Genomic DNA, 22323 nt, shown 5'->3' on the forward strand with positions numbered 1-22323 from the left:
CTAGGCACCGGCCTTATTCGTTATTCGGGAGCGAAGTGCTTGATGATGTCACCCCCAGCAGGGTGCTCAATGAACTCGACCCAGGAATCCCAGCCCTGATCTTCCACCCATTTCGTCTCTCGCCAGAGCTTGGCGACCAGGCGTTCGAGCTCCAACTTGTCCTCTTGGGAGACGTCGCGGCTGTACTTGGCCTCCCAGTGGACGATTGCATAACCGCCAAACTTTGAGACATCGACGAACGAGACGTAGTCGGCGTTCTGGGAGACATCTTTCAAGGCCTTCTCGAACGTCGACGCAACCTGGACGGCTTCCTGGTTTCCGATCGGCTTGGGCGCCGGCTGGGATGCGTTGGGGAACAACTTGGGACGCGGCTGTTCGCGTACTGGCTCCATGAGGGCCCGCACGAATATGCCGCCGAAAAGTAAGGCGGGGAATCCGACGAAGATCAGGAAGACCGGATGGAGGAAGATGCTTTTTCGTCGTTGGGGGTCGCGGTTCATCGTCGAGCTCATCGGTTGCTTGACTTGCGAGGTCGATTCAGGAAACCCTCTATGTAAGCAACCCTGCATGCTCAAGTGAAGTCCCTACTCCTCCGCCAACACACACTTGAGGCGATCCGCCAGAATGGCGCAAAGCCGACTCACTCATCGGCTCGCGACGCACGAGATGCATTCCGACTTGGACACCTCGTGCTCTTTGCCCCGGAAACTTCCCCGGCGCTGGGAGCAGACCCAGGTCGGATTGCAGCCGCAGCCCGTTTCCCACCCTTTGTCGACGAGCGAGCGATAGTCGCACTCGTTGATGATCTCCAGGATCTCCAGGTGCTGATTGAGCCGCGAGATCGGGGCGAAAACCCCGGTCGGCCGCGGCTCGTCGTCCCCCCGGTTTTCCTCCGCAATCACCTCGAATGGACGGCTTGGGGGTGGGGTCTGAAGTTCAACGCCGCCCCTCGCCAGGAATTCGCGATATCCCGGCCGGTGATCCGGATGTCCGGGATCGGCGAGGTCGCAGAGGCGCCTGACCTTCATCTTCGCCGCCAGGCATTCGCCGCCTTCGAATGGACAGGTTCCGCAGCGTTGCATCGGGGGCCTCGTCATTGGGTGATCGTGTAGGTCGCGCCGCCAGCCCCGTAGGCCCCGAGACAGAGGCCCGCGCCGGGGACGGAAGGATTGAGCGAGAAGACGAGCATGAACGCGGGCGGGCACGTGAAGCTGTTAGTGATCAGAGTCCCGCAGCCCGTGTTGGACGTGCACGGGGGCGAACCCGGGCCAGGGCAATCGCAGCCGAATCCGTGGGCATTCTGCATGGAGAGCCCCACGCCGAAGCCCCATCCGCCTACTGGCGAATATGACAGTCCATAAGAGGTCCTAACAAAAATGGTAGAGCTGTAGTTGGCTGAAGCAGATCAGCGAGCAACCCAGCTTGAGGAATGCCCGATGGATCGAGGCCGTGCGGTCCTTCCTCACACGGAGCCTGCCCAAGTTGTGCAGCCACGATAAGGTCCGCTCCACCGGCCAGCGGTGCACCCCCAGCCCGCTGCCGTGGGCCTCGTTCCGCCGCGCGATCCTGGGGCGGATGCCCCGCCGTCGCAATCGCTCCCGATGAGGCTTCGAGTCATACGCCCGGTCGGCATACAACTCGTCCGGCCTTTGCCGCGGGCGTCCCGGCCCGCCGGCGACCGGCGGGATCGCATCCACGACCCCCTCCAGCTCGGTGACGTCGTTCTTATTGCCCGCCGTCAGGGTCGCCGCCAGCGGCACACCGCCGGCATCGGTCACGATGTGGTGCTTGCTCCCCGCCTTGCGGCGATCAACCGGGCTCGGGCCCGTCTCCTCGCCGCCGCCCCGGGCCCGGGCGTGCGAGCCGTCGACCGCGGCCCGCCGCCAGCCGATCCGATCGGCGTCGCGCAGCTCGGCCAGGAGCAGCGCGTGGAGCCGGTCCCAGACGCCGGCCTCGCCCCAGTCGCGGAGCCTCCGCCAGCAGGTCATGCCGCAGCCGCAGCCCATCTCCCGAGGGAGGTCCTCCCAGTCGATGCCGGATTTGAGGACGAAGATGATGCCGGTCAAGGCCTTGCGATCCTCGACCGGGGGCCGGCCGGGCCTGTCGGCCCGCTTGGGCTTCTTGCGGGGCGGCAGCAGGGGCTCGATCCGGCACCACAATTCGTCGGGCACGATGGGCTTGGCCATGGCGATGTCTCCATCAAAGGTGATGGCCTTAATGTCTGCACATGGCATGCCCTGTGGCCAATTCTGTTATACCGAATCCTGTGGATCACTGACCATTGAGGTCGGCGGCCCACCGGAAGCCGACCGCCCCGCGTACGACCTCGGGGTGGTCGATCAGCCAGCGGCAGCGTTCCACCAGGGTCCCCTGCAGGGTGTCCAGGTCGTCGAACGCCTGGTTCGCCACCGCCTCGCGCAACAGGGGCCATAGCAGCTCCGCCGGCTGCAGCTCCGGCGTGTAGGCCGGCAGCCGGTGCAGCACCACGTTCGCCGGGACCACCAGCCGCTTCGCCACGTGCCAGCCCGCGTTGTCCACCAACACGGCCAGGACCTTCTCGCCCGAGGGGTCCGCCCGGCGGGCGAACTCCTCCAGGGCCAAACCCATCCAGTCCGCGTTCGCCGACGGCAGCAGCAACTCGAGGTTGCGGCCGCTGGCCGGGTGCACGAAGCCGTAGGCGTAGAGCCACTCGTACCTCGTCCGGCCCGGGGCGTCCGGCCGTCGCCCGATCGTCGACCAGACCCGACGGGAGATCGGCTTCAGGCCCGGCCTGGCCTCATCCTCGGCCCGGAGCTCGACGACCTTATCGGGGTGGTCCCGCCGCAGGCCCTCGAGCCGGTCTCCCAGTGCGTCTTTTCCACGCCCGCCGACGGGCGGGCGTGGCGGCCTCCGTGTGGCTCGGTCGCGGGACCTGCAGCGACATCCCCAGGCCGCGCAGCCAGGCCCAGCCGGTCTGCTTGCAGACGACGACCCCCAGCCGCTCGCGGACGTAGGCGGCGACCTTGGGCCCGCTCCGGAGGCCGCCGTCGGGCGGCGCATGCCGGAGGGCATCCCAGAGGTCGATCTGCTGGTCGTCGGTGAGCTTGGGCCGGCCTCCGTTGGTCCGGGCGCGGCGATCCGCCAGGCCATCCGGCCCGTCGGCATTCCAGCGCTTGAGGACCTTCCGGACCCAGCCGGGCGAGAGGCCGACGACGCCTGCGACGCGCTCCGGCGTGGGGGAGTCGGGCCCGGTCAGGAGCCAGAGGACCTGCCAGTGGGTCTTCTCCAACCCCGAGCGGCAGGCGCGATAGCGGAGGGAGATCTCGTCGTGAGTCAGGTGAGGGGCGATCGGCAGACGCGGTCGGGCCATGGTGATACCCTCCAATCGTGGATCACCCCTCTATTGTAACGTTTCTGATCCAGAAGATTCCGTATGAGTGGTCTGGACATAGGGGTCCACTTCAGAGACCTCGCGCAGGAGCAGGCACCCGCATTGGTGGTCAGCCGACCACCCAGGAAGTTGGTGACGATGGCGCGGGAATTTGTGTGGCAAATAATCCTGCGCCAGGCTTGAGGGTTAGTCAAGATAGGCAGGGACTCTTTCCCATCGGAGGTCTTTGCCATGTCACCCGAGCCGAAACTCTCACGCGACGAGTTCATCGCACAGATGCGGGCCAAGATGGAGGCGATGCTCGGTCGGGTCGCCGACGCGATCAACGACGCTCCGCCGGGGCACATCATCTCGGGCAGCGAGGAGCAGGTCCGCGACCTGTTCGCGGGCCTGCGCCAGCAGGCCTTCGAGAAGGGATTGCAGATGCGAGTGGATGCGGCGGAAGCCGCTTCCCCCCCCTCCGAAGGACCCGAACACCGGCAAGGCGAAGCGGAATAAGGGCCGGCAAGACTTCACCGTGCTGACGATCAATGGCCGGGTGCGGCTCCGGCGACGGCGCTGGCATTCCCCGGACGAAGGGTCGACGGCGCCGATGGACGCCTGGCTGGATATGGTCGAGGGCACGATCAGCCTGGGCGTGCGCGAGATGGCCTGCCGGCTCAACGGCGATGGCAAGAACTTCGACAAGGCCGCGGCCAACCTGAAGCGCACCGCGCAGGTCCAGCTCAGCGGCGAGACGCTCCGGGTGCTCGTCGAGGCCGAAGGCAGGCGAGTCCTGCAGGCGCAGCGGTCGGGAGGACTGCCGTTGGGCTGGTCGGCGGCCGACTGCAAGACCGAGGGGAAGGCCACGCGGATCTATGTCGGCAGCGATGGCGTGATGGTGCCGCTGGTGACCGAGGCCGAGAAGGCGTCGCGACGGAAGGAGGTCAGGGAGAAGCGGCGGCGGCGCGGGAGGAAGGCGCGACCGTTGCCCGCGAGGAAGTCGGGCGCCGACCAGTCCTACAAGGAGTTCAAGATCATCGCCATCTACGACGAGACCCAGGACCATCGGCTGGTCTGCGGCACGCGGGGCGATTGCGAGGCGGCCGGGCGTCTGATGCGGCGAGAAGCCGGCCGTGTCCGGTTGGACCGGGCCGATGAGAAGGTAGGCAACGTCGACGGCTCTCCGTGGATCCGGAACCAGGTCGAGCGTCAGGGCCTGCCCCTGGATGCCTTGGGATTGGATTTCTACCATCTCGGCGAGAACGTTCACAAGGCGCGGCGGGCGATCTACGGCGACGATGACGAGGCGGGCAAGGAGTGGGCCGGCGGATTGCTGCACGTCTTCAAGCACGAGGGCTACGAGGCGGCCTGGACCCGACTGCTGGGGTGGCGCGTGGCTCTGAAGCAGGGCCGTCCGGCGGCGGATCGGCTGGTGAACTACATCGGCGAGCGGCGGGAGATGATCCGTTATCCCGAGTCCCGGTCCAAGGGCTGGCAGATCGGCAGCGGTCCGACGGAGGCGACATGCAAGACGCTGACGGCGCGGCTGAAAGGGTCGGGCATGCGCTGGGACAGCGCCAATGCCGAGGCGCTCATGGCGCTGGAAGCATTGACCCAAAGCGACCAGTGGGACGAAGACTGGCAAACACAGCTACGGCGAACGGGTTGAGTCCGCCAGGATCTTTTGCCACACCCGCGGGAACCCAAGGTAGAAAAATGATGAGGCTTGCGGTTAAAGTCTGTCATGCGATGGCTTTGCTCTTGGAGTCTGTTCCATAAGTAGTGCGGAGCTATACGGGACATCAAACGGCTAATGCCCTTGGATAGCGGAACTCGGCCTCTTCGCCCGACGGCTCGAGCCGATGGAGCATCAATTGGACCATCGCCAATTTGATGAACGACTCGCTCGACAGGACGGTCCTCTCCCGGTCCTTGCTCAGCCACCGGCAGCGGCCCAGCCACGCGAACGTGCGTTCCACCGCCCAGCGGATCGGCAACTTCGCCCAGCCCTTCTTGCCCTCGGGGCGCCGGATGATCTCCAGGCCCCATCTCGTGTGCTCGCCCAACCACTCGTACAGGGTGAAGTTGTGATACTTCGAGTCGCCGAACATCCGCCCGACCTTGCCCATCGGCTGGCCCTCCAGGCGGGCGAACAGCGCCGGGGCCGCCGCCCCGTCGTCGACCGACGCGGCCGTCACGAGCACGGCGAGAAGCAAGCCCATGCTGTCGACGACGATGTGACGCTTCCGCCCGTCGACGTTCTTGGCGTTGTCCCGCCCACGCTGCTCGCCGCCGGAGGTCGTGTCGACCGACTGACTGTCGACGCTCGCCGTGGTCCGGGGTCGGTAGGGCTTCTCGCGGGAGCGGACCTTGCGGCGGAGCGAGTCGTGGATGGAGTCGAGGGTGCCGTCGGACCGCCAGCGGTCGAAGTAGCGCCAGACGGTGCTCTTGGGCGGCAGGTCGCCCGGGAGGTATCGCCACTGGCATCCGGTGCGGAGGATGTAGAGGATGGCGTCGACGACGTGGCGCATGTCGGTGGTGCGCGGCCTGCCGCCGCCTGGCCCGTCGGGGATCTGGTGCTCGATCAGGCCCCACTGCGCGTCGGTGAGGTCGCTGGGGTATTGGTGCGTGCTCATACCACCTTTACGATGCCCCGTGTCCTGTTGTTCACCTTATGGGACAGACTCTTAACCCAAACTCTACAACGAGTAAGGCCATCACGTCACCTCTAATCCCTGCGGCGTATGAAATATCCGGGTTAGCATTTCTCCCATCTCAAAAATGCTCACCATTTTGTTGTACGAAAAGCCGCCCTGACTGCATTTAATCAGATAGAGCTGTACTTTCCGTGAGAATGTATATGTCATGCTGCCAGGCTGAGCAGCCTGGCAGCGACGGCCTGAATCTCCTCCTCGGTGGCCCCCGGGCGTAGAACCGCGCGGATTTCCTCGCCCAGCAGCGCATGACGCCACGCCCGGCGCTTATCCGCGTGGCTCGGGCGACGCGACGGGCTGTCCCACGGCGAGGCCGAGCGGTCTACCAACTCCCCATCCTCCCTCGACCACGCCCACGCCTCGGTCAGGGTGAACGTCCACAGGCAGATGTGGAACGACCCGACGTTCGCACGGATCAACCGCACCTGCTGTTGCCCGGCCCCGACGACCTGCTTGCAGTCGCGGAAGGCGATCTCCAGGCTGAAGCGATCGGCCACCATCCCCAGGATCTCCGCCACGCTCGCCCGCGTGTCGGTGCAGAAGTACGCCCTCCATCCCTTCGGCTCGTCCACCAGGACCACCCGGATCGCGCCCCGGCCGGCCTCCAGGTCGCCGTGAACGTCTTGTAGCGCTTGACCACATCTTCCCCGTAGAGCTCGAACGTGCCGGTGGACCAGCCACGACGCTGGCCGGCCCGCTTGGCCAGGTCGATCGCATCCGGGCCGTAGGTCGGGGCCGGGCCGCGTCGGCCCGGCGGCTTCGGCCCGGGCAGGGTCCGCAGGGCCGCATCCCTGCGGAGCCGGCTCACGACCGTCATACCCAGGGACTTCGCCGGCTTGAGGAACCCCTCTTGGCATAGGCTCCGTCGGCAACCACCCAGATCGGCAGGCCCAGCAGGTCGAGCCAGGACTGGGCCCATCGGAGCAGCTCGACGGCCATCTGCAGCTTGGTGCGGAACTCGGGCCGGTGCCGGGGGTCGATGGCCGGCAGGTCCGCCTTGCGGACGTAGAGTCGGGACAGCAGGGGCAGGGCCACGACGCCCCTGGCCGGGTGCGTCGCCAGGAGCCCGAGTACGACGAAGACGTGGCCGTAGACGTAGGGGGAGCCGGCCGGGCCGGGGGTGGGGTTGTGATGGACGCCGGCCCCCTGGACGTGCGGGCCGTGCCGCTCCGTCGGGGTGTCATCCAGGGCGAGGACCAGCCGGGTGGACCCCGGAGCAGCGGCCTGACCGCCGCGATGAGCAGGCGTGCGGCGATGCGATCGGCCTCCTTGCCGGCGGCGGCCGCGGCGGTGTAGCAGGAGCGGAACTCGTCGCCGAGGCCGGCGGCGCGGATCCAGGCGGTGACGGTGCGTCGGCCGCGGGCGAGGACGGCGCCGAGGAGCAGGAGCGCGAGCCTCGGTGCGGTCCGGCGATCGAGGACGTCGGCGAGCCATGCGAACCACTGGCAAGGGGCGGGCGTCGGATGCGAGGATGTCATGGGGGCCGGCTCCGCTCGGGGTGTCAGGCAGTGTGGTAACCGCCATCGTCCCGCCCGGGCCGGCCCCCGTCTACTCGCCACATCTCAACCCTACGCATACTTCAAGTCGCGGAAAGTACAGATCTTTACTAGCCCGACGTCAAAGCATGGCTGTTCAGACGTGTGGATAGCAGCATCGGGGTTAAGCCTTTGGGCCGCCGCCAAGCTTGTCAAAATCCCCTCGGCAAAGATTTCTTTGGATGCGGGGTCAAGCTTGCGGTGCGTATCTGAAGCGGGTTGTTCAGGTCCCGGTAGTCGATTATCTTTTAAAAGTTCCGCAAAGCGTGCGGGAGAACTTGGATAATCGTCAAATGCCCTGATGTAAGGTACGCTATTTAGATAGTGGTTAAAATCCTCTATTGGCCGGGCATCGATATTTGGCGCTGGGAATGGCTGAACGCAATCAGCTCGACAGGTATCGACTGCGAGGTCGGGTTCACCTATGGCGTTGCCCGTGGCCTCGATGCGTGTCTTCGCTGATTCATCCCCTGCATAACGGGTGTTCCATATTGAGATTGCGTGGGGTGGGATATGGCAAAGCCCCGTGCTGTTGCCGCATCTGTCGCACTCCACTGAGTATGTGTCGCATTTATCCTTAAAAACAGGATGGCCCCCACAGAGACAGGCTTTTAGTTTCTCTATTTCCATTTGATTACTCATACTTCGCTTCCATATCTTTCGTCCAAATTTCTGCCAGCAATAGCCCCACATTTCGAGCATCTGCACAATAAAACGGTTTCGCTGGGATATTCAATCCAGACTATACTCTTGTCCTCCTCGCGATAATATCCTATGGGGTCTTCCCAACGATGGCGGCAGAAGAGCTTCTTAATCCACATACGGAACTCCTGCTGCGTCCAGGACGGCTTTGACTCCGCTCTTAATCTCATCGCCGTGCATCGGGGTGTTATCATGCACAATGTCACGGTAGTCACGCCACTTTCCGGCACCTATTTGAAATCTCTGGAAAGCGTCTTTAAGCGACACCGGCTCCGTTGTCCTGGCCAGCCTAACTGCTGCCTCAGCACATAGGTCTTTCCATAGCTGCTCTGTGCAGAGATTGTTAGCTCCGGCTCGAAGCATTTCCACAAAGTGCGAGTCTTTTGTATCCGAAAATCTCTTGGGCAATGGAATCTCACTACAGATGGGATTGGGAGGGGCAACGTTGTCACCGTTGTGGGCAACCATTTGCGGGGACGATTCCGCATCAGATCGCACCCCTCACATAACTGAATACCCACTCGCTTGCTTGTGGCGTTCGTACGCAACTTGTTCGTCAGCGATCAAACGGTCGTACTGCGGTTCAGTATCATAGCTACAGACAGAGCAATCTCCCATGGCTGCAATGGCTTCCTTCGCAACTTGACCTAGCCGTGCCGTCCAGTCAAACGGTTTGCCATAGCAATATTCCGCATCCCTCTGGATACGAGCCAGCGCATTTTCTGCGATGCGTAGCTTTTCCATCAGCGGTGACGAGATTGGCGGTCGTGTGCTCATGCGGCTTTCTCTCTATCGATATAGGCTTTGACATCTTCGAGCGAGCAGATAGGCCATTCTCGTCCGTCTGGCTCGACGATCTCTCCTCCGTCTTTCATGTTGTTGGCCTCGAAGAGGAAGTAGCTGGCGATCTCGTCCCCGAGAAATGCGTCAAGGAGTCGGACAACAGAGGTGACGATGGTGCCGCTGGCCGCCAGTGCGGTTATCGGAAAGTCTCCGTCGAGGCCACGCAGCACACGGTTCGTTTCTCTGTAGCGTTGCTCCTCGCTGTACTTTCCGCGACTTGAAGTATGCGTAGGGTTGAGATGTGGCGAGTAGACGGGGGCCGGCCCGGGCGGGACGATGGCGGTTACCACACTGCCTGACACCCCGAGCGGAGCCGGCCCCCATGACATCCTCGCATCCGACGCCCGCCCCTTGCCAGTGGTTCGCATGGCTCGCCGACGTCCTCGATCGCCGGACCGCACCGAGGCTCGCGCTCCTGCTCCTCGGCGCCGTCCTCGCCCGCGGCCGACGCACCGTCACCGCCTGGATCCGCGCCGCCGGCCTCGGCGACGAGTTCCGCTCCTGCTACACCGCCGCGGCCGCCGCCGGCAAGGAGGCCGATCGCATCGCCGCACGCCTGCTCATCGCGGCGGTCAGGCCGCTGCTCCGGGGGTCCACCCGGCTGGTCCTCGCCCTGGATGACACCCCGACGAAGCGGCACGGCCCGCACGTCCAGGGGGCCGGCGTCCATCACAACCCCACCCCCGGCCCGGCCGGCTCCCCCTACGTCTACGGCCACGTCTTCGTCGTACTCGGGCTCCTGGCGACGCACCCGGCCAGGGGCGTCGTGGCCCTGCCCCTGCTGTCCCGACTCTACGTCCGCAAGGCGGACCTGCCGGCCATCGACCCCCGGCACCGGCCCGAGTTCCGCACCAAGCTGCAGATGGCCGTCGAGCTGCTCCGATGGGCCCAGTCCTGGCTCGACCTGCTGGGCCTGCCGATCTGGGTGGTTGCCGACGGAGCCTATGCCAAGAGGGGGTTCCTCAAGCCGGCGAAGTCCCTGGGTATGACGGTCGTGAGCCGGCTCCGCAGGGATGCGGCCCTGCGGACCCTGCCCGGGCCGAAGCCGCCGGGCCGACGCGGCCCGGCCCCGACCTACGGCCCGGATGCGATCGACCTGGCCAAGCGGGCCGGCCAGCGTCGTGGCTGGTCCACCGGCACGTTCGAGCTCTACGGGGAAGATGTGGTCAAGCGCTACAAGACGTTCACGGCGACCTGGAGGCCGGCCGGGGGCGCGATCCGGGTGGTCCTGGTGGACGAGCCGAAGGGATGGAGGGCGTACTTCTGCACCGACACGCGGGCGAGCGTGGCGGAGATCCTGGGGATGGTGGCCGATCGCTTCAGCCTGGAGATCGCCTTCCGCGACTGCAAGCAGGTCGTCGGGGCCGGGCAACAGCAGGTGCGGTTGATCCGTGCGAACGTCGGGTCGTTCCACATCTGCCTGTGGACGTTCACCCTGACCGAGGCGTGGGCGTGGTCGAGGGAGGATGGGGAGTTGGTAGACCGCTCGGCCTCGCCGTGGGACAGCCCGTCGCGTCGCCCGAGCCACGCGGATAAGCGCCGGGCGTGGCGTCATGCGCTGCTGGGCGAGGAAATCCGCGCGGTTCTACGCCCGGGGGCCACCGAGGAGGAGATTCAGGCCGTCGCTGCCAGGCTGCTCAGCCTGGCAGCATGACATATACATTCTCACGGAAAGTACAGTCCTCGTGGTGAAGAGTCGAAAGCGTGTTTAATGCATACTCGATCAGCGAATCGGTTCTCATAAGATTTTGCATCCCAACGAGAAGAGCATAACTGCGTCAATTGGTATGGCAAAGATTATCAAGGCTGCGTATAGGAAATCTTCGTCCGTAATGACGTCGAATTTCTTCGCAAGCAAAAGAGTCCATGTAACGATCATGGCCTTACCTCAACTTCAAGACCTTTCGGCGTGATAATGATTCCATCATGGCCAATGACAAGCCATGCGGAGCCGTTCTTGGTTGTTACGCTCACGCCGATGCTATTGGCTGTCTGTGCGCCGATGGTGACGCTAGGACGTTCTTGAGTACCCGAGTCCGTATCTGGTGCTCCGCTCATGCGGCCTCGCCACGAACCGAATCTTCCCATGCGTCAAGGCAGACCGGCACGATCGGCCGAATCAGCTCGCGCATCGCCTCGGCGTAGACGCGAATCTCGTACTGGGCGTGGCCGTGGCACCTGAGCGTCAGGAACTTGAGCAGGTTGAGCAGGTTCACCGTGGCGAACATGTGGCTGTAGGTTGCCACGGGCAGGACCGATCGCGCTAGTTCCTTGGGCCAGCCGCCCTCAAGCAACCGGCGGTACTGATTGAACGAGGCCTCCATCGTCTCACGGGCGTGAGCCACCTCGGCTTCGCGTTGGAGGATCAGAGCGGAGTCCGCATCTACGGATGCTGTGTCGATGTCCCGAGCCTGCTTGCTGCTCGCGGATTGAACCCCGACGTGTTCAGGCTTCGGCAGGTAGAACTCCTCCGGCAGCTCGCGGTAGCGGGCCGGGAGCTCGTTGTAGCTCCATGTGCGGTGCCGGTGCCATTGCCGGAAGACGAAGATCGGGGCCTTGATCTCGAACGTGAATGAGACGGCCTCGAACGGCGTCGTGTGGTGGTTTTTCCAGAGGTAGCGGATCAGCCGGGCGTCGCTGCCCTGGTCCTCCCCTGCCCTCCAGGCGGCGTCGTAGCTGACGCGAGCAGCCCGGACGACATTGAGGTCGGTTCCCATGGAATCGACCAGGCGGACGAAGCCGTGGTCCAGGACGGCGATCTTCTCAAGCGGCTGCATCGGACGGGACTTTCTTGATGGTTTCTTCCGACAGCCGCTCGATCTCGCGGTTCACATACCAGGCGGCCTTTCGAAGGTCTTCGAGACCGTTCTTGTGGTCGGCACGCCAGAGATACTTGATCGCATTCCCGACGTTGAACGTCATGTGCTCGGTAATCGTAATGGTCTCAACGCCAGATGGATGCGAATTGTAATGATTTGGGTGGTTGACTGCGTCTCCCATAGTTCCTCCTATTTGCTTCGCCGGGCTTCATTGCCCGGGAGTCTTTTCAAACGCTCGGCCTCGAGCTGCATCCGCCGGCTGACGGGGTATAGGCCATTGACGACCCTGGAGAGCTGCGAGAAACTGTAGCCGAGTTCCTTCGCGAACGGGCCGATCCAGTGGACGGTTCCGTGGTGGGCCTGGCCGAGGGAGATGATGTCTATGCGGGTCATGCGATGCGTGAGCGTTTTAGTTTCCTGTTTGCGTAGCGCAAATGGCAGGGACGGTCAAGCGGTATTTGCGTAGCGCCATTCCGATAATCATTATTCGCCTGTCAGGAAGCATTCCGAAACACTATTAGATGCACCATTTCGCGAGTTGAAAGATTCGATGAACTCGATTAGCGATTCGGATGCTTACTTTAATCCTGAACGAATGCTCGTGCAGCATCAGGCAGCCCTGACTCTGCTCCAAGATATCCTGTCAGATCCGATCGTCACGTCTGTAAACTGGCTAGACATTGCTTGTGGCCGGGGGCAAATTATTGCCAATCTTAAGACCAATTTATCAGACAGTTACCGTGCAAAAATATGTTATCACGGTTATGATATTGACAATGGACACACGAGGAATGCAAAGCGAGTATCTGAAAGTCTGAGAATGAAAGCTGTACGCTTTGAGATTGGAGAAATATCCCGATTTTCAGCCGCGTTTCCACCGGACCAACGATTTGAGTTCATTACACTCACCAACACTGTTCACGAGATTTTTCCAAAACGCCTAGCTTCGATCCTATTTGATTCTCTCTCAAGACTGTCAGACAATGGACGCCTTTTCATCTACGATATGGAAACCTTGCCGTCCCCTGAACTCGGAGCTGTGACATGGTCTGCTGGGGAAATTAAGTCGATTATCTCAACTATGTGCAATGCGATTGGTGCAGCAAATTACGAACCTGCGGTCGGCCAATGGCAGCATCAATCTTGCAATGGATGGAATGTGCAGTTACGTCGCCAGCATCTCTCCACGAGCGTCTCGCTCTCCGGGATTCGTGAAAGAGTAATCCAGGAAACCGCCGATCGACTTTGTGAGCTTATCGATCAAAAACTCTCGCAAACGCGGACGGTACTTGAAAGCTTAACCCAATATGGCACGGAAACCGGAGAAGAAGCCAAGGTAAAGGATGCATGTCTCTATAATTTTTGGGCTTTGACACGGGCTACGGGAACTCCACAATGATAAAAGTCTTTCTCTCTTCCCCGCGTCCAGGGCATGCCTTTGACGAACTCTCTCACATGCTGAGGATTGAGTTGTCGTCTCGAGAAATCGAAGTTGTGCGAGCAGATGAACTTCGAGTTGACGCAAACTGGCAAGCATCGATTCTCTCGGCCATCAAAAAAGCTGACTTATTGATCGCGATCATGGATTCTCAGAAGGCTAACGGCAATGTGATGTTGGAAATTGGATATGCGATCGGTGCGGGAAGGCAAGTCATGTTGCTTTGTGAAAATCCATCGGAGATCCCTTTTGATTTGTCGTCAATCCCTGCATTCGTGATCCGCGATTTCGGTCCGTGGGCAATCGAAGAAATCGTTCATTGGATCAAGGCAAGTGCCTCGAAGAACAAGATCGAGAGACGCATATTTGAGTCAGCTCGAGAGCAATTACATCAAGCAATGGACGACCCAGAATTCCTGGAGCAGATTTCTCCAGGAGACTTCGAAAGACTGATCGGCGAAATGCTTTCTGAAATGGGCTTTGATACGGTAATCCTTTACGGCCGCCATGAGAGCGGATTCGACATTATCCTGAATCTTCCAAGTGGTGAAACGGCTGTAGTCGTGAAAAAATACACGGCTCAAGGGCGACTTGGAATCGGTGATGTGCAGAGGCTAATCGGCTCTTGCGTCGTGGCCAGCATGCGAACCGGATTGATGATCACAAACACTGGATACACAACATCTGCGACAGAACTTGCAATGCATTCTCCAGTACCGATTCAATTGATGACCCTCCGTGAACTTTTGAGCGAATCCAAAGACAGCCTAACACGTCGATGCACATCTCGAAATGGGACCTGATAGTTTAACCATTAAGAATTGCAGTCCGATGGTTGGTTTGCCATCATATTCATGCACACCCGAGTTCGTGTCGTGTCCACAATTTAAGGGAGCAGGATCACAGTGGCACTCCGTATGAATCTCCAAGGTTGGAGCCTGGAAGGCTTTAAGCAAACCATCGGCAGCAAGGATTCTGCTTTACTGGAGAAAGCGGAGGCGCTAATCTCCGACGCTCTGACAAGCGAGCCGGCCCATTCCAAGGCACAGGCATGGCTTCGTCGCCTTGTCATGGATGGATTTCCCTTGCGGCAGGATCGCGAGGCGCCATCGGTACCCGATGACGGCAGGTTGTTGACGGTTCAAATGGAAACGGAGCCCCACATTGTCACGATGTGTTGCCTCGCCCACGCTATTGCGCGTGACGATCACTTGGACCTCACCATTGAATCCTCACATTGCCCTTACGGAGCGATTGGGGAACTCTATCGCGAATTAGCAGAATGTGGCTTCTCGAAGACGAAACAATGTGGCATCCCGTATTTTACTTGGATGAATGGGCTCATCCAAGGCACGCCTATGTTCGGTGACGCCTTTCGCACGGATTGGTCTTTCTACACGTTCTTTAGTAACGATGACCTGGCTGCGATGATCCCTGTTTTTCAGAGGGGTGCAGAATTTAGGAGGGCACTGCCTGAAGGCTATCCGGATGAACTTGCCAAGAAAATGGTGATTGGCTTGACTGATTCTGGCAGGACTTTAATCTTGGAACTCATCAAGTGGTTTGGGCAGATTCAACAAGACGGGCAGGACGCGCTGATTGTTTGGGATTAAAGATCACCTCGAGCGGGAATGCGTCGACTATCACGCCATTTACCTCGTGTCACTATCGCGACTATCAGATCATATTACTATTTCCATAATTGGAGCAATCGTTCGATCAAACCTCAGTTAGCCCATTTATAGAGACCGAGCTCCTCGAAAAAGTTGAGAAGGTATTTCGTCTTGGAAGGCTCGAGTTTTATCAGATACCGTTGATCGTAGATGGCGTCGGTAGTCCAAGTCAAAGGATAAGTGATAATTAAGAGCGTGCGGCCACTTGATACTGTTACAATTGCGCTGTACCGACATCCGTCCTCAAAAACGAAACTAGCATCCAGTTGCGTGAGAGCGGATTGATAGAAGCTGTTATCGTCTTTATCTAAACCATACCCGCACGTCTGAATATAACGAAGCGACTCCTTATCTCTTACTTTGACGGTAGTCTTCTTTCCAATTGCTGACTTCCAGACCTCGAGATCGATCTCCATCAGCTCGACGCCCGGCCGACGAGCCAAAAGGTCAGCCATGTGGTCATGGCGGAAGTAGTGCCACATAAAAACGAGCCCCGACCCCGACAAGATTCCAACAGTTAGTAGTTGCCATTTCCCAGCCCTGAGAGTTTTAAGCTTCTCTTTCGGCATTTGAACTTACTTCCTCGTAGAACAGAAGCGGACCGTAAATGCGAACCATGAATGGATGCGATTGCCGCGAAAATAGAATAGGAAAGAGCCGCTGATGGTTCTAGGGCCCTGTGGCTTGAGTTAAAAAGTCACGAGGGCATTAGGAATTCAGTAGAGCGTGCTTTTGAACAGAGGGTGATTTCCTCAACGATATCTCAACCCTTTGTCGGGTAGACGGAATCTGACTTCTCCGGCTTCGGCCTATGCAGTAGGGGGGCTGTCTCTGGGCATAAAGGCTTGTTGATTTTGTCCGGAGGCGCTAGAAATAGCTCTCGTTTAACCTTGTAAGCAGTTATTGGGCGGCGGAGGAAACCGTGTCTCGCTTCGAAGTCTTGACCGGCCTGCCGGCGTATGGGCAGGTTTCCGAGCCGTTCTCGGCCACCGGCGGTGGGACTCACCGCGAAGGTTGAGGTGGACCCCATTGTCTAGACCAAAAAACGGCGATCCTTCGCTACTGTCCAATCAGGCCGTCGTGGCTCTGTCCGCTCGGTAGACCGTCCCTGGAGTCCGGTACCCCAGGGATTCGTGGAGCCGATCCTCGTTATAGAAGCCGAAGTATCGCCTCAACCCTCGCTGCAGCTCCGGCACCGTCTCGTAGCCTTGGATGTAAATATCTTCGTATTTCACGGTCCTCCAGAGCCGTTCGACGAACACGTTATCCAATGCCCTGCCGCGTCCATCCATGCTCACGGCTATCCCGGCCGCCTCAAGCCTCCCGGTGAACGCCTCGGCCGTGAACTGGACCCCTTGGTCCGTGTTGAACACCTCGGGCTTCCCCGACCTCAAGGCATCTTCCAACATCTCCAGGCAGAAGGAGCCGTCCAGCGTGTTCGACAGCCGCCAGCCGATCACGTACCGGCTGTACCAGTCGATCACCGCCGCCAGGTACATGAACCCTCCACTCATCGGCACATAAGTGATGTCCGTGCTCCACACGTGGTCCGCTCGCCGGGCTTTGACACCTCGCAAGAGATAAGGGTAGATCTTATGGCCTCTCCCGGCCTGACTCAGCCTGGGCTTGGCATAGATCGCTTCCAGGCCCATCTTCCGCATCAGGCGCTGTACTCGCTTCCGATTGACCTCCTCACCTCGTTGTTCCAGCCAGGCGGTCATCTTGCGGCTGCCGTAGAACGGGCATGCCGTATATTGCTCGTCGATCAACCGCATCAGGCGCAGGTCCTCGGGCGACTCACCCGCAGGTCGGTAGTAGAGGCTCGATCGGCTCAGCCCCAGCAACTCGCACTGGCGGCGCACGCTCAACCGGGGATGATCCGGCTCGATCAAGGGCCTTCGGTCCTCAACTGAATGGGGCGACTTTTTTTTTCAGCCACTCGAGTTCCATCTTGAGGCGCCCGATCTGTTCGAAGAGTTCGGCCTGGCGTGCCTCGGCGTCAGCCGAGGCCGCCTTGGCCGGACTCCCGAAGACCTCCTCGGCACTGCTGATGAGCTGCTTCTTCCAGCCATGGATCGATGTGGGATGGACGCCATAGTGGCCGGCCAACTCGTTGATCGTGCGGTCTCCCTTGAGGGCCGCCAGGGCGACTTGAGCCTTGAACGCCGCCGTGTGGACTTGCCGCTTCCTCGCCATCCGTCCTCCTCCTCAGACCCGTCTGAGTAGCTTAACAGATGGTCCAGTTTTCGGGGTCCACCATAGGTTATATTGTCCGGTTCACTAATTCGCGAGGAAGCCATTGGGTCGGGAATTTCCAGCCTGGGCTCGGGGGCATTGATTCAGTCATCGAGCACCCTGACGGAAATCGGTTTATCGTTATTGCCAGCGGTCAGGGTTATATCGTAGACCCCGATGACCAAGCACAGCGGGAGCACTTCGGCGGCCAAGTCGAGATCGTCATCCCAGTTCCGGGCCTGGGTGTACTCTTTGGCAACGGACTTTGGTTCGAGGCCATTGGTCCTGACGGCACGCTCTGGATGAGCGATCGCATCTCTTGGGACGGCATGCAGGCTCTTCAGGTCGATGGCCAATTCCTCAAGGGCGAATCCTGGGACCCACTCACCGATCGTTGGATTCCCTTTGAACTGGATCTTCACTCAGGCCTTTCGAGGGGTGGCTCCTTTGCAGACTGGCGACCTGCCTAATCTCGAGCAGTAGAAGACCCATTCGTTGCGACGACGCTATCCCTATCCCTCGTCCATAACTGCGACATCTCATTCGCGATCGAGTCTCGGAGTCGATGATTCACGTATCCCCATTTAATCCTAGCAGTCCATTGTTTCAAGGGGCTTCTACCCCAATACTAGATGCCGAATATGTAAGCTCGCTTTGAATATCCTAAGGAGTAGAACGGGACGTAAAGCACTTGATCTGATTCTATTCATTGCGATCCTCCTCGGCGGTTTCCTGGCTTGGACCAGCGGGCGGGAGCGGTCACTGCTCAAGAAGGAACATTCTCGCCTGGCTCGTTCAGTCGGAGACTTGGCAATTGATGATCCAAGCAAATTGCAGGTAGTCGCACTTGATACTGGCGAACCATTTCACTTTGCATGGAGAATCTACTTCCCCCCGAAATACCAATTTTCTTTGTGGAATGGTGATAGCGAATGCTTCAATTCTAAGTCGGTCGAGTCCAATGATTCAATCTTACGCGTCAATTTTCGCGAGAATGAATTAGGCAACATGAAGGTCTTCATAAGCGGGTTCTATGGGTCCATGCGGCATGGCGTAGGTGACAAGGCACTAGCCGACTTTATGCGAGGTCGATGGACCGAACTCAAAGCTTCTCAATTGGGGGTGAACAGCATTGCCATTGTTAATCCAGACGAACAGGTTTCGCTCCTGAGCTTGACCCTACCCACTCGATTGCAGGAGGAGGCGAAGCAAAAGCTGCCTTCCTCGTCTCAGAAGATTTGGATCCCGATCCCATACGAGCTAAAACTCGGGAAGAAGGCAAAATGAAACGCTGGCAGATAGGAATGCGAACGTTACTCCTGCTAGCGGCCGAATTTGCTGTCTGGATCGCATTTATCAAGCATCGGGCCGAGATCGCTCGTTTGAAGCCTCAAATCGAATCGATGCGTTCCATCGCGAGAGAGTTGGTTGTCGCCGATGAGAGCAAAGTATCTGCCGTGAAGCACTCGGAACTTTGGATCGACGACGACCATTGGGATGTGTACCTGCCCGATGGCGGTTATCGTCTGAACTTGGCAACGCGGCAGATTGCTGGGAAAGGGACGGTTCCCCCACTCAAGACCGTCCAAATATCACATGGGAAGCGGGAAATCGCATTGGAGCAGAAGCAAGTGGGCGAGACATGGCATTTCACAATTTCGCTCGATGGGCGAGAGGTGATTAAAACGATAGAGCAGAAAGACTGGAACTCGGGTACAGGATGGATTGAAGGCGAGGGAGTCTTCACCAGTAGGCAATTCGATGAACAAGAGCCTGTAGTGCTATATCGCCGTCGCCTAATGCTTCGAACCGGTACCACGAGTTCTTCAATGCTCAGCGAGCCACGCAATGGTATCCTACTTTGGATTGACAAGTCGAAGTAACGCACATAGAGGATTAGCAAACACCCTACATTTACTTCATTGTTCATTCATCGCAACACAGCTTGCACCAGAAGTACTTGTTGCCGTCTGAATCAGAGAACCGCATCGCAGCCTCGTTGTTACCATACTTTTCGCACCGGGGTTGCCAGCGTGACGTCCTCTGCGCCTCAATCTTGACGCTCCGCCCGCGCTTCTCCCACCCTTTCTTTGACCTCTCGGAGGGGTTACCGCTCCGGACCGCACACGACCTGCTGCAAAACCTTCTGTCTCCGTAACCCGTGAACTCTTTCCCGCACTCGATATGCCGGCAGACATATTGCTGTTTCTTTTGCCTGACGTTTGCAAAGTAGACAGCGCTTTTCTTCCTGTGCAACTCGCAGTGAGTGCGCCAGTTGGCTGGTGCTCCACAGGTAACGCAAAGCCCTTTCTCTCTTCGATCCGCATACTGACGATCAGTTGGCACATGCAGTATCCGCTCCTTCCACCTTGTCTGTCGCCCCCAAGATCGCCTCGTACACGGCCTGCCCCTTTCCCGCCGGGACAAACAGCCGAGCATTGAGCCCTTCAAAGAGAATCACGTCATCGTGAGCGGGGCGAGGGTAGGCATTAGTGGTGTATATATTGCTATAGCTGTGATCGGACATATAAATCGTATTCTCCGGATCTCTTTCTTCGGGCTTCGCCATTTGAAACAGCGGTCTGCTGTACGGTATGCGCGGGAATTGGGGAAACACCTTCCAGTGATGGCCGGAAGGAGCTAGATAATTGCCGAAGCCTGTCCCGCCTATCGTGGTGCCGCCGTGCGTGTTGTCGCTCACCAAGTTATATGCGTACCCAAGCTCGCCCTGCATGTCTGGGACGTGCCCTTCAATCAGCCGTATCGCCGTGACCAGATTCAAATTGACGCTCGTGCTGTAGTGCTGTTCCGGCTTCTCAACGTAGAAGAATCGATTCTTGGGTTCTCTAGGGTTTCCCAGCCTGGCAGTGGAGACGTTCAGAAAATCACCCCATCGCTTGCACTCGAACTTGAACCCTGCCACGTCTTTTGCATGTTCCGCCTGAGCCTGTTCGAATAGCTCATCACGCTTGGCGAGCCCTTCCGGCTCCGCTTCCCGCGCCAAACGCTCCAGCAGGTCATGTGCTTGTTGTTCTTCAGATCGACGCTCCTCCCATGTCTTCTCACGCCGTATCCGGCTCGGCCCCCTGTAGGTGCCATAGGCTCGCGTTTCCTCCTGCCTTGGGGCCGGAATCGCTCCTTTCACTGGCGCCCTGCCGTATCGGGTGAAGTCGCAGTTGGCATACATCACACCATCATACTCTGTGCAATGCTGGTATTTACCGAACACCTTCGCACTTATGTCTCTGAACCCCATTGACTACTCCATCTCTCCTGTACCGTTAATCCATTACTCGATTCGCCAGCAGCGAGCACCATCGCCATCCTTTCTCACGGTGAACTTTTTCCCGTTTCGCTTGCTGTAATAGGATGCAGCCGAATCAAGCCGAGCTCTCTTGACTTCACAAAAGAACGAATCCCCAATTTCCATTTCGCCGAACGGGTATTTCGGTTTCCCTCCTGAAAGGGGAGGAAGTGGGATGTTTTTCTCAATTTTCATCATTGTTATTCTCCGTTAACCGATGCCGTTATCTATTTGCCGCTGTGCTTCCGAGTGTGAAGAGCGACCTAGCTTTTTCTAGATACTCTTGCGCTGACTTTCGTACCCCCTTGCGCCATTGCTCAGATCGTAAATTGATCCTGACCGTCCTGCCGGTCGAGGCAAGGTCGCCGGGTGACGAGGTTCGCCGTGACGAAAAGACCTCAGGGAATACTTGGCTGTATTGCTCCCTGTCATAGTGCTCTTCTAGGTCGACTTGCCCCTGCCATCGTCCTGCCTCGTAAGCCAATTGAAGCGCCGCTTCATGAATCAGATGGTCGTCCATATGCTTTATCCCTATTCTTTCTTGATTATCCTATATCGCCAGGAAGGCGATCACCAACAGCCAACCCCAGCCATCATGGCCTGAGGATGCAACAGCAGCCGCACTCAAGACTGCTGCCAGCGATATGACGTGATTCGATTTCATGTGTTTCCCTCCTTGTTGTCCGCCGTGCTTAGATTTCCGACCGACAATAGTGGTCGATCATCGTGACGGCCCGCATTGCCAGATTCTGGTCCGGCACCACAACAATTGCTCGTTTGGTGGTGTCCCCGTATTCGTCCATCTCGTTCAACACCATCATCGGCGAGCCATTTTTGTCTGTTCCGGTTGTGAACGTGTTGTACGACTCGACCTTTAAGCGTTCATCCGCACCTGCGAGGTACTGCTCGAAATCCGACAGGTCACGCTCGGAGTTGATCCTGACGAAGTCGGTCCCGTTCTGGCGTTTCAGCCAGAGTGGGCTCGTGACGTCACCCTTCTTCCAGGTGCGGTAGCGGCCCGGCGTGAACAGCTCCGAGGCGGTGGATAGGTACAGTGTCGACTTGCTCATTTTGCTCTCCTTCGTTTGCAGATTGACTTGTAAGGGTACGGGCCGGGGCGTAACCAACGGCTTGAACGCCATCCCTTGGGACATACTTCCGTGCCCATCTAAATCAACCGGTTCTACAACCTACTCGTCTTCCAGTCCCATTCGACGTCGCTCATGCGGCCGTCGTCCTCTTCGTCTTCCTCTGCCGCCTTTCGCTCCTCTTCCGAGGCATGACGCATCGCATCCTGCAGGGCCTGATATGGCTCGGGGAATCCGCCCTCGGCTTCGGCGTCTTTCGTGACCCAGGCCCAACCTTCGCGGAATTGCTCGATGACGTACTCGGTGCCGTTCAGGTTCGTGATCATGATTGGGTTCCTTTGCTCTTCCTGCGTTCCTCAAAGCGTTCCCAATCGTCGGTCGCTTGCCACTTGAGCAAATCGAGCGCCCCCACCCCCATCGCAGCCTGGGCCTTCGACGCGAACTCGACCGAGATCCCCCTTTTGCCGTTCATGAGGTCCGACAGGTAGCTCGGGCTTATGCCGATCAGCATAGCCGCTTTCCTGATTCCGCCAGCCTTCTCTATCTTCTTCTGAAGGGTCTCCATCGGGGTCATTCGTTTCTCCGGACACTTGTTTGTCGATGAATAAGCTGTAGCGCGC

The 22323-nt window shown here is 59.1% G+C and carries 28 protein-coding genes and 1 pseudogene; 8 read left to right on the top strand and 21 right to left on the bottom strand.

All coding sequences use genetic code 11. From position 1 onward, the window contains the following. Window positions 1-20 precede the first annotated feature (20 nt). The 6 genes from ACOYYX_RS20295 to ACOYYX_RS20320 all read right to left on the bottom strand — a co-directional run bounded on the left by ACOYYX_RS20295 (window position 21) and on the right by ACOYYX_RS20320 (window position 3349). Window positions 21-500, bottom strand: a complete 480-nt coding sequence (locus ACOYYX_RS20295) for a hypothetical protein (RefSeq protein WP_422923149.1) — start codon at window positions 498-500, stop codon at window positions 21-23. Between the two features lie 144 nt (window positions 501-644). Further along, on the bottom strand, window positions 645-1082 hold the full coding sequence (locus tag ACOYYX_RS20300) for a hypothetical protein (protein ID WP_422923150.1): 438 nt from the start codon (window positions 1080-1082) through the stop codon (window positions 645-647). A gap of 11 nt (window positions 1083-1093) precedes the next feature. Beyond that, the gene (locus ACOYYX_RS20305; protein ID WP_422923152.1) at window positions 1094-1306 is read right to left on the bottom strand and encodes a hypothetical protein; all 213 of its coding nucleotides are present in this window, start codon (window positions 1304-1306) and stop codon (window positions 1094-1096) included. Window positions 1307-1367: 61 nt separating this feature from the next. After that, the gene (locus ACOYYX_RS20310) at window positions 1368-2186 is read right to left on the bottom strand and encodes an IS5 family transposase (protein ID WP_422923154.1); all 819 of its coding nucleotides are present in this window, start codon (window positions 2184-2186) and stop codon (window positions 1368-1370) included. A gap of 85 nt (window positions 2187-2271) precedes the next feature. Beyond that, the gene (locus tag ACOYYX_RS20315; protein WP_422931645.1) at window positions 2272-2847 is read right to left on the bottom strand and encodes an IS630 family transposase; all 576 of its coding nucleotides are present in this window, start codon (window positions 2845-2847) and stop codon (window positions 2272-2274) included. Continuing rightward, the gene (locus tag ACOYYX_RS20320) at window positions 2804-3349 is read right to left on the bottom strand and encodes a winged helix-turn-helix domain-containing protein (RefSeq protein WP_422923156.1); all 546 of its coding nucleotides are present in this window, start codon (window positions 3347-3349) and stop codon (window positions 2804-2806) included. Before ACOYYX_RS20320 ends, ACOYYX_RS20315 begins: the two co-directional genes overlap by 44 nt. A gap of 252 nt (window positions 3350-3601) precedes the next feature. On the opposite strand from ACOYYX_RS20320, the gene ACOYYX_RS20325 reads away from it, so the two are divergent. Both ACOYYX_RS20325 and ACOYYX_RS20330 read left to right on the top strand, forming a co-directional pair. Beyond that, complete coding sequence (locus ACOYYX_RS20325; protein ID WP_422923158.1) at window positions 3602-3868, top strand: hypothetical protein; 267 nt, start codon at window positions 3602-3604, stop codon at window positions 3866-3868. A 19-nt stretch (window positions 3869-3887) separates the two neighbouring features. Then, window positions 3888-5021, top strand: a complete 1134-nt coding sequence (locus tag ACOYYX_RS20330) for a hypothetical protein (protein ID WP_422923159.1) — start codon at window positions 3888-3890, stop codon at window positions 5019-5021. A gap of 133 nt (window positions 5022-5154) precedes the next feature. On the opposite strand, the gene ACOYYX_RS20335 is transcribed toward ACOYYX_RS20330, so the two are convergent. The 5 genes and pseudogenes from ACOYYX_RS20335 to ACOYYX_RS20355 form a co-directional block, all read right to left on the bottom strand. Continuing rightward, complete coding sequence (locus tag ACOYYX_RS20335; protein WP_422923161.1) at window positions 5155-5988, bottom strand: IS5 family transposase; 834 nt, start codon at window positions 5986-5988, stop codon at window positions 5155-5157. A 227-nt stretch (window positions 5989-6215) separates the two neighbouring features. After that, window positions 6216-7544 (bottom strand): annotated as a pseudogene (locus tag ACOYYX_RS20340) (IS701 family transposase). Window positions 7545-7634: 90 nt separating this feature from the next. Next, the gene (locus tag ACOYYX_RS20345) at window positions 7635-8243 is read right to left on the bottom strand and encodes a hypothetical protein (protein WP_422923163.1); all 609 of its coding nucleotides are present in this window, start codon (window positions 8241-8243) and stop codon (window positions 7635-7637) included. Between the two features lie 561 nt (window positions 8244-8804). Next, entirely contained in the window at window positions 8805-9080 is a 276-nt protein-coding gene (locus ACOYYX_RS20350; RefSeq protein ID WP_422923165.1) for a hypothetical protein, read from the bottom strand. After that, the gene (locus ACOYYX_RS20355; RefSeq protein ID WP_422923167.1) at window positions 9077-9436 is read right to left on the bottom strand and encodes a hypothetical protein; all 360 of its coding nucleotides are present in this window, start codon (window positions 9434-9436) and stop codon (window positions 9077-9079) included. The genes ACOYYX_RS20350 and ACOYYX_RS20355 overlap by 4 nt, the downstream gene beginning before the upstream one ends. Window positions 9437-9468: 32 nt before the next feature. Between ACOYYX_RS20355 and ACOYYX_RS20360 the strand changes: the two genes are divergently transcribed. Then, on the top strand, window positions 9469-10800 hold the full coding sequence (locus tag ACOYYX_RS20360; protein ID WP_422923169.1) for an IS701 family transposase: 1332 nt from the start codon (window positions 9469-9471) through the stop codon (window positions 10798-10800). 400 nt (window positions 10801-11200) lie between these two features. Here ACOYYX_RS20360 and thyX read toward each other — a convergent pair whose 3' ends face one another. The 3 genes from thyX to ACOYYX_RS20375 are packed head-to-tail and all read right to left on the bottom strand — an operon-like array spanning window position 11201 to window position 12358. Then, window positions 11201-11923 carry an FAD-dependent thymidylate synthase gene (gene thyX / locus ACOYYX_RS20365; protein ID WP_422923171.1) on the bottom strand — a complete coding sequence of 241 codons (723 nt, stop codon included), beginning with the start codon at window positions 11921-11923 and terminating at the stop codon, window positions 11201-11203. Next, the gene (locus ACOYYX_RS20370) at window positions 11910-12146 is read right to left on the bottom strand and encodes a DUF3310 domain-containing protein (RefSeq protein ID WP_422923173.1); all 237 of its coding nucleotides are present in this window, start codon (window positions 12144-12146) and stop codon (window positions 11910-11912) included. Before ACOYYX_RS20370 ends, thyX begins: the two co-directional genes overlap by 14 nt. A gap of 8 nt (window positions 12147-12154) precedes the next feature. Further along, entirely contained in the window at window positions 12155-12358 is a 204-nt protein-coding gene (locus ACOYYX_RS20375; protein ID WP_422923175.1) for a hypothetical protein, read from the bottom strand. Window positions 12359-12515: 157 nt separating this feature from the next. Here ACOYYX_RS20375 and ACOYYX_RS20380 point away from each other — a divergent pair, with 157 nt between their 5' ends. The 3 genes from ACOYYX_RS20380 to ACOYYX_RS20390 all read left to right on the top strand — a co-directional run bounded on the left by ACOYYX_RS20380 (window position 12516) and on the right by ACOYYX_RS20390 (window position 15016). Then, window positions 12516-13364, top strand: coding sequence for a methyltransferase domain-containing protein (locus tag ACOYYX_RS20380; protein WP_422923177.1), 849 nt, complete (start codon window positions 12516-12518; stop codon window positions 13362-13364). 56 nt (window positions 13365-13420) lie between these two features. Then, window positions 13421-14206 (top strand): restriction endonuclease, encoded by a 786-nt coding sequence (locus ACOYYX_RS20385; protein ID WP_422923179.1) that lies wholly within the window; start codon window positions 13421-13423, stop codon window positions 14204-14206. A gap of 102 nt (window positions 14207-14308) precedes the next feature. Beyond that, the gene (locus tag ACOYYX_RS20390) at window positions 14309-15016 is read left to right on the top strand and encodes a hypothetical protein (RefSeq protein ID WP_422923181.1); all 708 of its coding nucleotides are present in this window, start codon (window positions 14309-14311) and stop codon (window positions 15014-15016) included. A 113-nt stretch (window positions 15017-15129) separates the two neighbouring features. On the opposite strand, the gene ACOYYX_RS20395 is transcribed toward ACOYYX_RS20390, so the two are convergent. From ACOYYX_RS20395 to ACOYYX_RS20405, 3 genes are all read right to left on the bottom strand, one after another. Next, window positions 15130-15645, bottom strand: a complete 516-nt coding sequence (locus ACOYYX_RS20395) for a hypothetical protein (RefSeq protein ID WP_422923183.1) — start codon at window positions 15643-15645, stop codon at window positions 15130-15132. 501 nt (window positions 15646-16146) lie between these two features. After that, a protein-coding gene (locus ACOYYX_RS20400; RefSeq protein ID WP_422923185.1) for an IS3 family transposase occupies window positions 16147-17272 on the bottom strand; the annotation gives its coding sequence in 2 pieces (ribosomal slippage) (window positions 16147-16990 and window positions 16989-17272; 1128 coding nt in all). A 143-nt stretch (window positions 17273-17415) separates the two neighbouring features. After that, on the bottom strand, window positions 17416-17733 hold the full coding sequence (locus tag ACOYYX_RS20405; protein WP_422923186.1) for a hypothetical protein: 318 nt from the start codon (window positions 17731-17733) through the stop codon (window positions 17416-17418). A 232-nt stretch (window positions 17734-17965) separates the two neighbouring features. Between ACOYYX_RS20405 and ACOYYX_RS20410 the strand changes: the two genes are divergently transcribed. Then, window positions 17966-18598, top strand: a complete 633-nt coding sequence (locus tag ACOYYX_RS20410) for a hypothetical protein (protein WP_422923188.1) — start codon at window positions 17966-17968, stop codon at window positions 18596-18598. Further along, complete coding sequence (locus tag ACOYYX_RS20415; protein ID WP_422923190.1) at window positions 18595-19194, top strand: hypothetical protein; 600 nt, start codon at window positions 18595-18597, stop codon at window positions 19192-19194. The genes ACOYYX_RS20410 and ACOYYX_RS20415 overlap by 4 nt, the downstream gene beginning before the upstream one ends. Before the next feature lie 452 nt (window positions 19195-19646). Here ACOYYX_RS20415 and ACOYYX_RS20420 read toward each other — a convergent pair whose 3' ends face one another. The 4 genes from ACOYYX_RS20420 to ACOYYX_RS20435 all read right to left on the bottom strand — a co-directional run bounded on the left by ACOYYX_RS20420 (window position 19647) and on the right by ACOYYX_RS20435 (window position 22268). After that, complete coding sequence (locus tag ACOYYX_RS20420; protein ID WP_422923192.1) at window positions 19647-20567, bottom strand: hypothetical protein; 921 nt, start codon at window positions 20565-20567, stop codon at window positions 19647-19649. Window positions 20568-21307: 740 nt separating this feature from the next. Continuing rightward, window positions 21308-21685 (bottom strand): hypothetical protein, encoded by a 378-nt coding sequence (locus ACOYYX_RS20425; protein WP_422923194.1) that lies wholly within the window; start codon window positions 21683-21685, stop codon window positions 21308-21310. A gap of 113 nt (window positions 21686-21798) precedes the next feature. Further along, on the bottom strand, window positions 21799-22029 hold the full coding sequence (locus tag ACOYYX_RS20430; RefSeq protein ID WP_422923196.1) for a hypothetical protein: 231 nt from the start codon (window positions 22027-22029) through the stop codon (window positions 21799-21801). Beyond that, window positions 22026-22268 carry a helix-turn-helix transcriptional regulator gene (locus ACOYYX_RS20435; RefSeq protein WP_422923198.1) on the bottom strand — a complete coding sequence of 81 codons (243 nt, stop codon included), beginning with the start codon at window positions 22266-22268 and terminating at the stop codon, window positions 22026-22028. Before ACOYYX_RS20435 ends, ACOYYX_RS20430 begins: the two co-directional genes overlap by 4 nt. Window positions 22269-22323 lie beyond the last annotated feature (55 nt).

The sequence above is a fragment of the Singulisphaera chitinilytica genome, from assembly GCF_049331405.1.
Classification (GTDB): Bacteria; Planctomycetota; Planctomycetia; order Isosphaerales; family Isosphaeraceae; genus PoT.

Excerpts from the sequence above, each read along its gene's own strand:
- ACOYYX_RS20430 (WP_422923196.1), bottom strand. The coding sequence starts at position 22,029 with ATGATCACGAACCTGAACGGCACCGAGTACGTCATCGAGCAATTCCGC.
- ACOYYX_RS20300 (WP_422923150.1), bottom strand. The coding sequence starts at position 1,082 with ATGCAACGCTGCGGAACCTGTCCATTCGAAGGCGGCGAATGCCTGGCG.
- ACOYYX_RS20295 (WP_422923149.1), bottom strand. The coding sequence starts at position 500 with ATGAACCGCGACCCCCAACGACGAAAAAGCATCTTCCTCCATCCGGTC.
- ACOYYX_RS20375 (WP_422923175.1), bottom strand. The coding sequence starts at position 12,358 with ATGACCCGCATAGACATCATCTCCCTCGGCCAGGCCCACCACGGAACC.
- ACOYYX_RS20380 (WP_422923177.1), top strand. The coding sequence starts at position 12,516 with ATGAACTCGATTAGCGATTCGGATGCTTACTTTAATCCTGAACGAATG.
- thyX (WP_422923171.1), bottom strand. The coding sequence starts at position 11,923 with ATGCAGCCGCTTGAGAAGATCGCCGTCCTGGACCACGGCTTCGTCCGC.
- ACOYYX_RS20385 (WP_422923179.1), top strand. The coding sequence starts at position 13,421 with ATGCTGAGGATTGAGTTGTCGTCTCGAGAAATCGAAGTTGTGCGAGCA.
- ACOYYX_RS20420 (WP_422923192.1), bottom strand. The coding sequence starts at position 20,567 with ATGGGGTTCAGAGACATAAGTGCGAAGGTGTTCGGTAAATACCAGCAT.
- ACOYYX_RS20435 (WP_422923198.1), bottom strand. The coding sequence starts at position 22,268 with ATGGAGACCCTTCAGAAGAAGATAGAGAAGGCTGGCGGAATCAGGAAA.
- ACOYYX_RS20345 (WP_422923163.1), bottom strand. The coding sequence starts at position 8,243 with ATGAGTAATCAAATGGAAATAGAGAAACTAAAAGCCTGTCTCTGTGGG.
- ACOYYX_RS20425 (WP_422923194.1), bottom strand. The coding sequence starts at position 21,685 with ATGAGCAAGTCGACACTGTACCTATCCACCGCCTCGGAGCTGTTCACG.
- ACOYYX_RS20325 (WP_422923158.1), top strand. The coding sequence starts at position 3,602 with ATGTCACCCGAGCCGAAACTCTCACGCGACGAGTTCATCGCACAGATG.
- ACOYYX_RS20335 (WP_422923161.1), bottom strand. The coding sequence starts at position 5,988 with ATGAGCACGCACCAATACCCCAGCGACCTCACCGACGCGCAGTGGGGC.
- ACOYYX_RS20310 (WP_422923154.1), bottom strand. The coding sequence starts at position 2,186 with ATGGCCAAGCCCATCGTGCCCGACGAATTGTGGTGCCGGATCGAGCCC.
- ACOYYX_RS20395 (WP_422923183.1), bottom strand. The coding sequence starts at position 15,645 with ATGCCGAAAGAGAAGCTTAAAACTCTCAGGGCTGGGAAATGGCAACTA.
- ACOYYX_RS20305 (WP_422923152.1), bottom strand. The coding sequence starts at position 1,306 with ATGCAGAATGCCCACGGATTCGGCTGCGATTGCCCTGGCCCGGGTTCG.
- ACOYYX_RS20320 (WP_422923156.1), bottom strand. The coding sequence starts at position 3,349 with ATGGCCCGACCGCGTCTGCCGATCGCCCCTCACCTGACTCACGACGAG.
- ACOYYX_RS20360 (WP_422923169.1), top strand. The coding sequence starts at position 9,469 with ATGACATCCTCGCATCCGACGCCCGCCCCTTGCCAGTGGTTCGCATGG.
- ACOYYX_RS20415 (WP_422923190.1), top strand. The coding sequence starts at position 18,595 with ATGAAACGCTGGCAGATAGGAATGCGAACGTTACTCCTGCTAGCGGCC.
- ACOYYX_RS20370 (WP_422923173.1), bottom strand. The coding sequence starts at position 12,146 with ATGGGAGACGCAGTCAACCACCCAAATCATTACAATTCGCATCCATCT.
- ACOYYX_RS20350 (WP_422923165.1), bottom strand. The coding sequence starts at position 9,080 with ATGAGCACACGACCGCCAATCTCGTCACCGCTGATGGAAAAGCTACGC.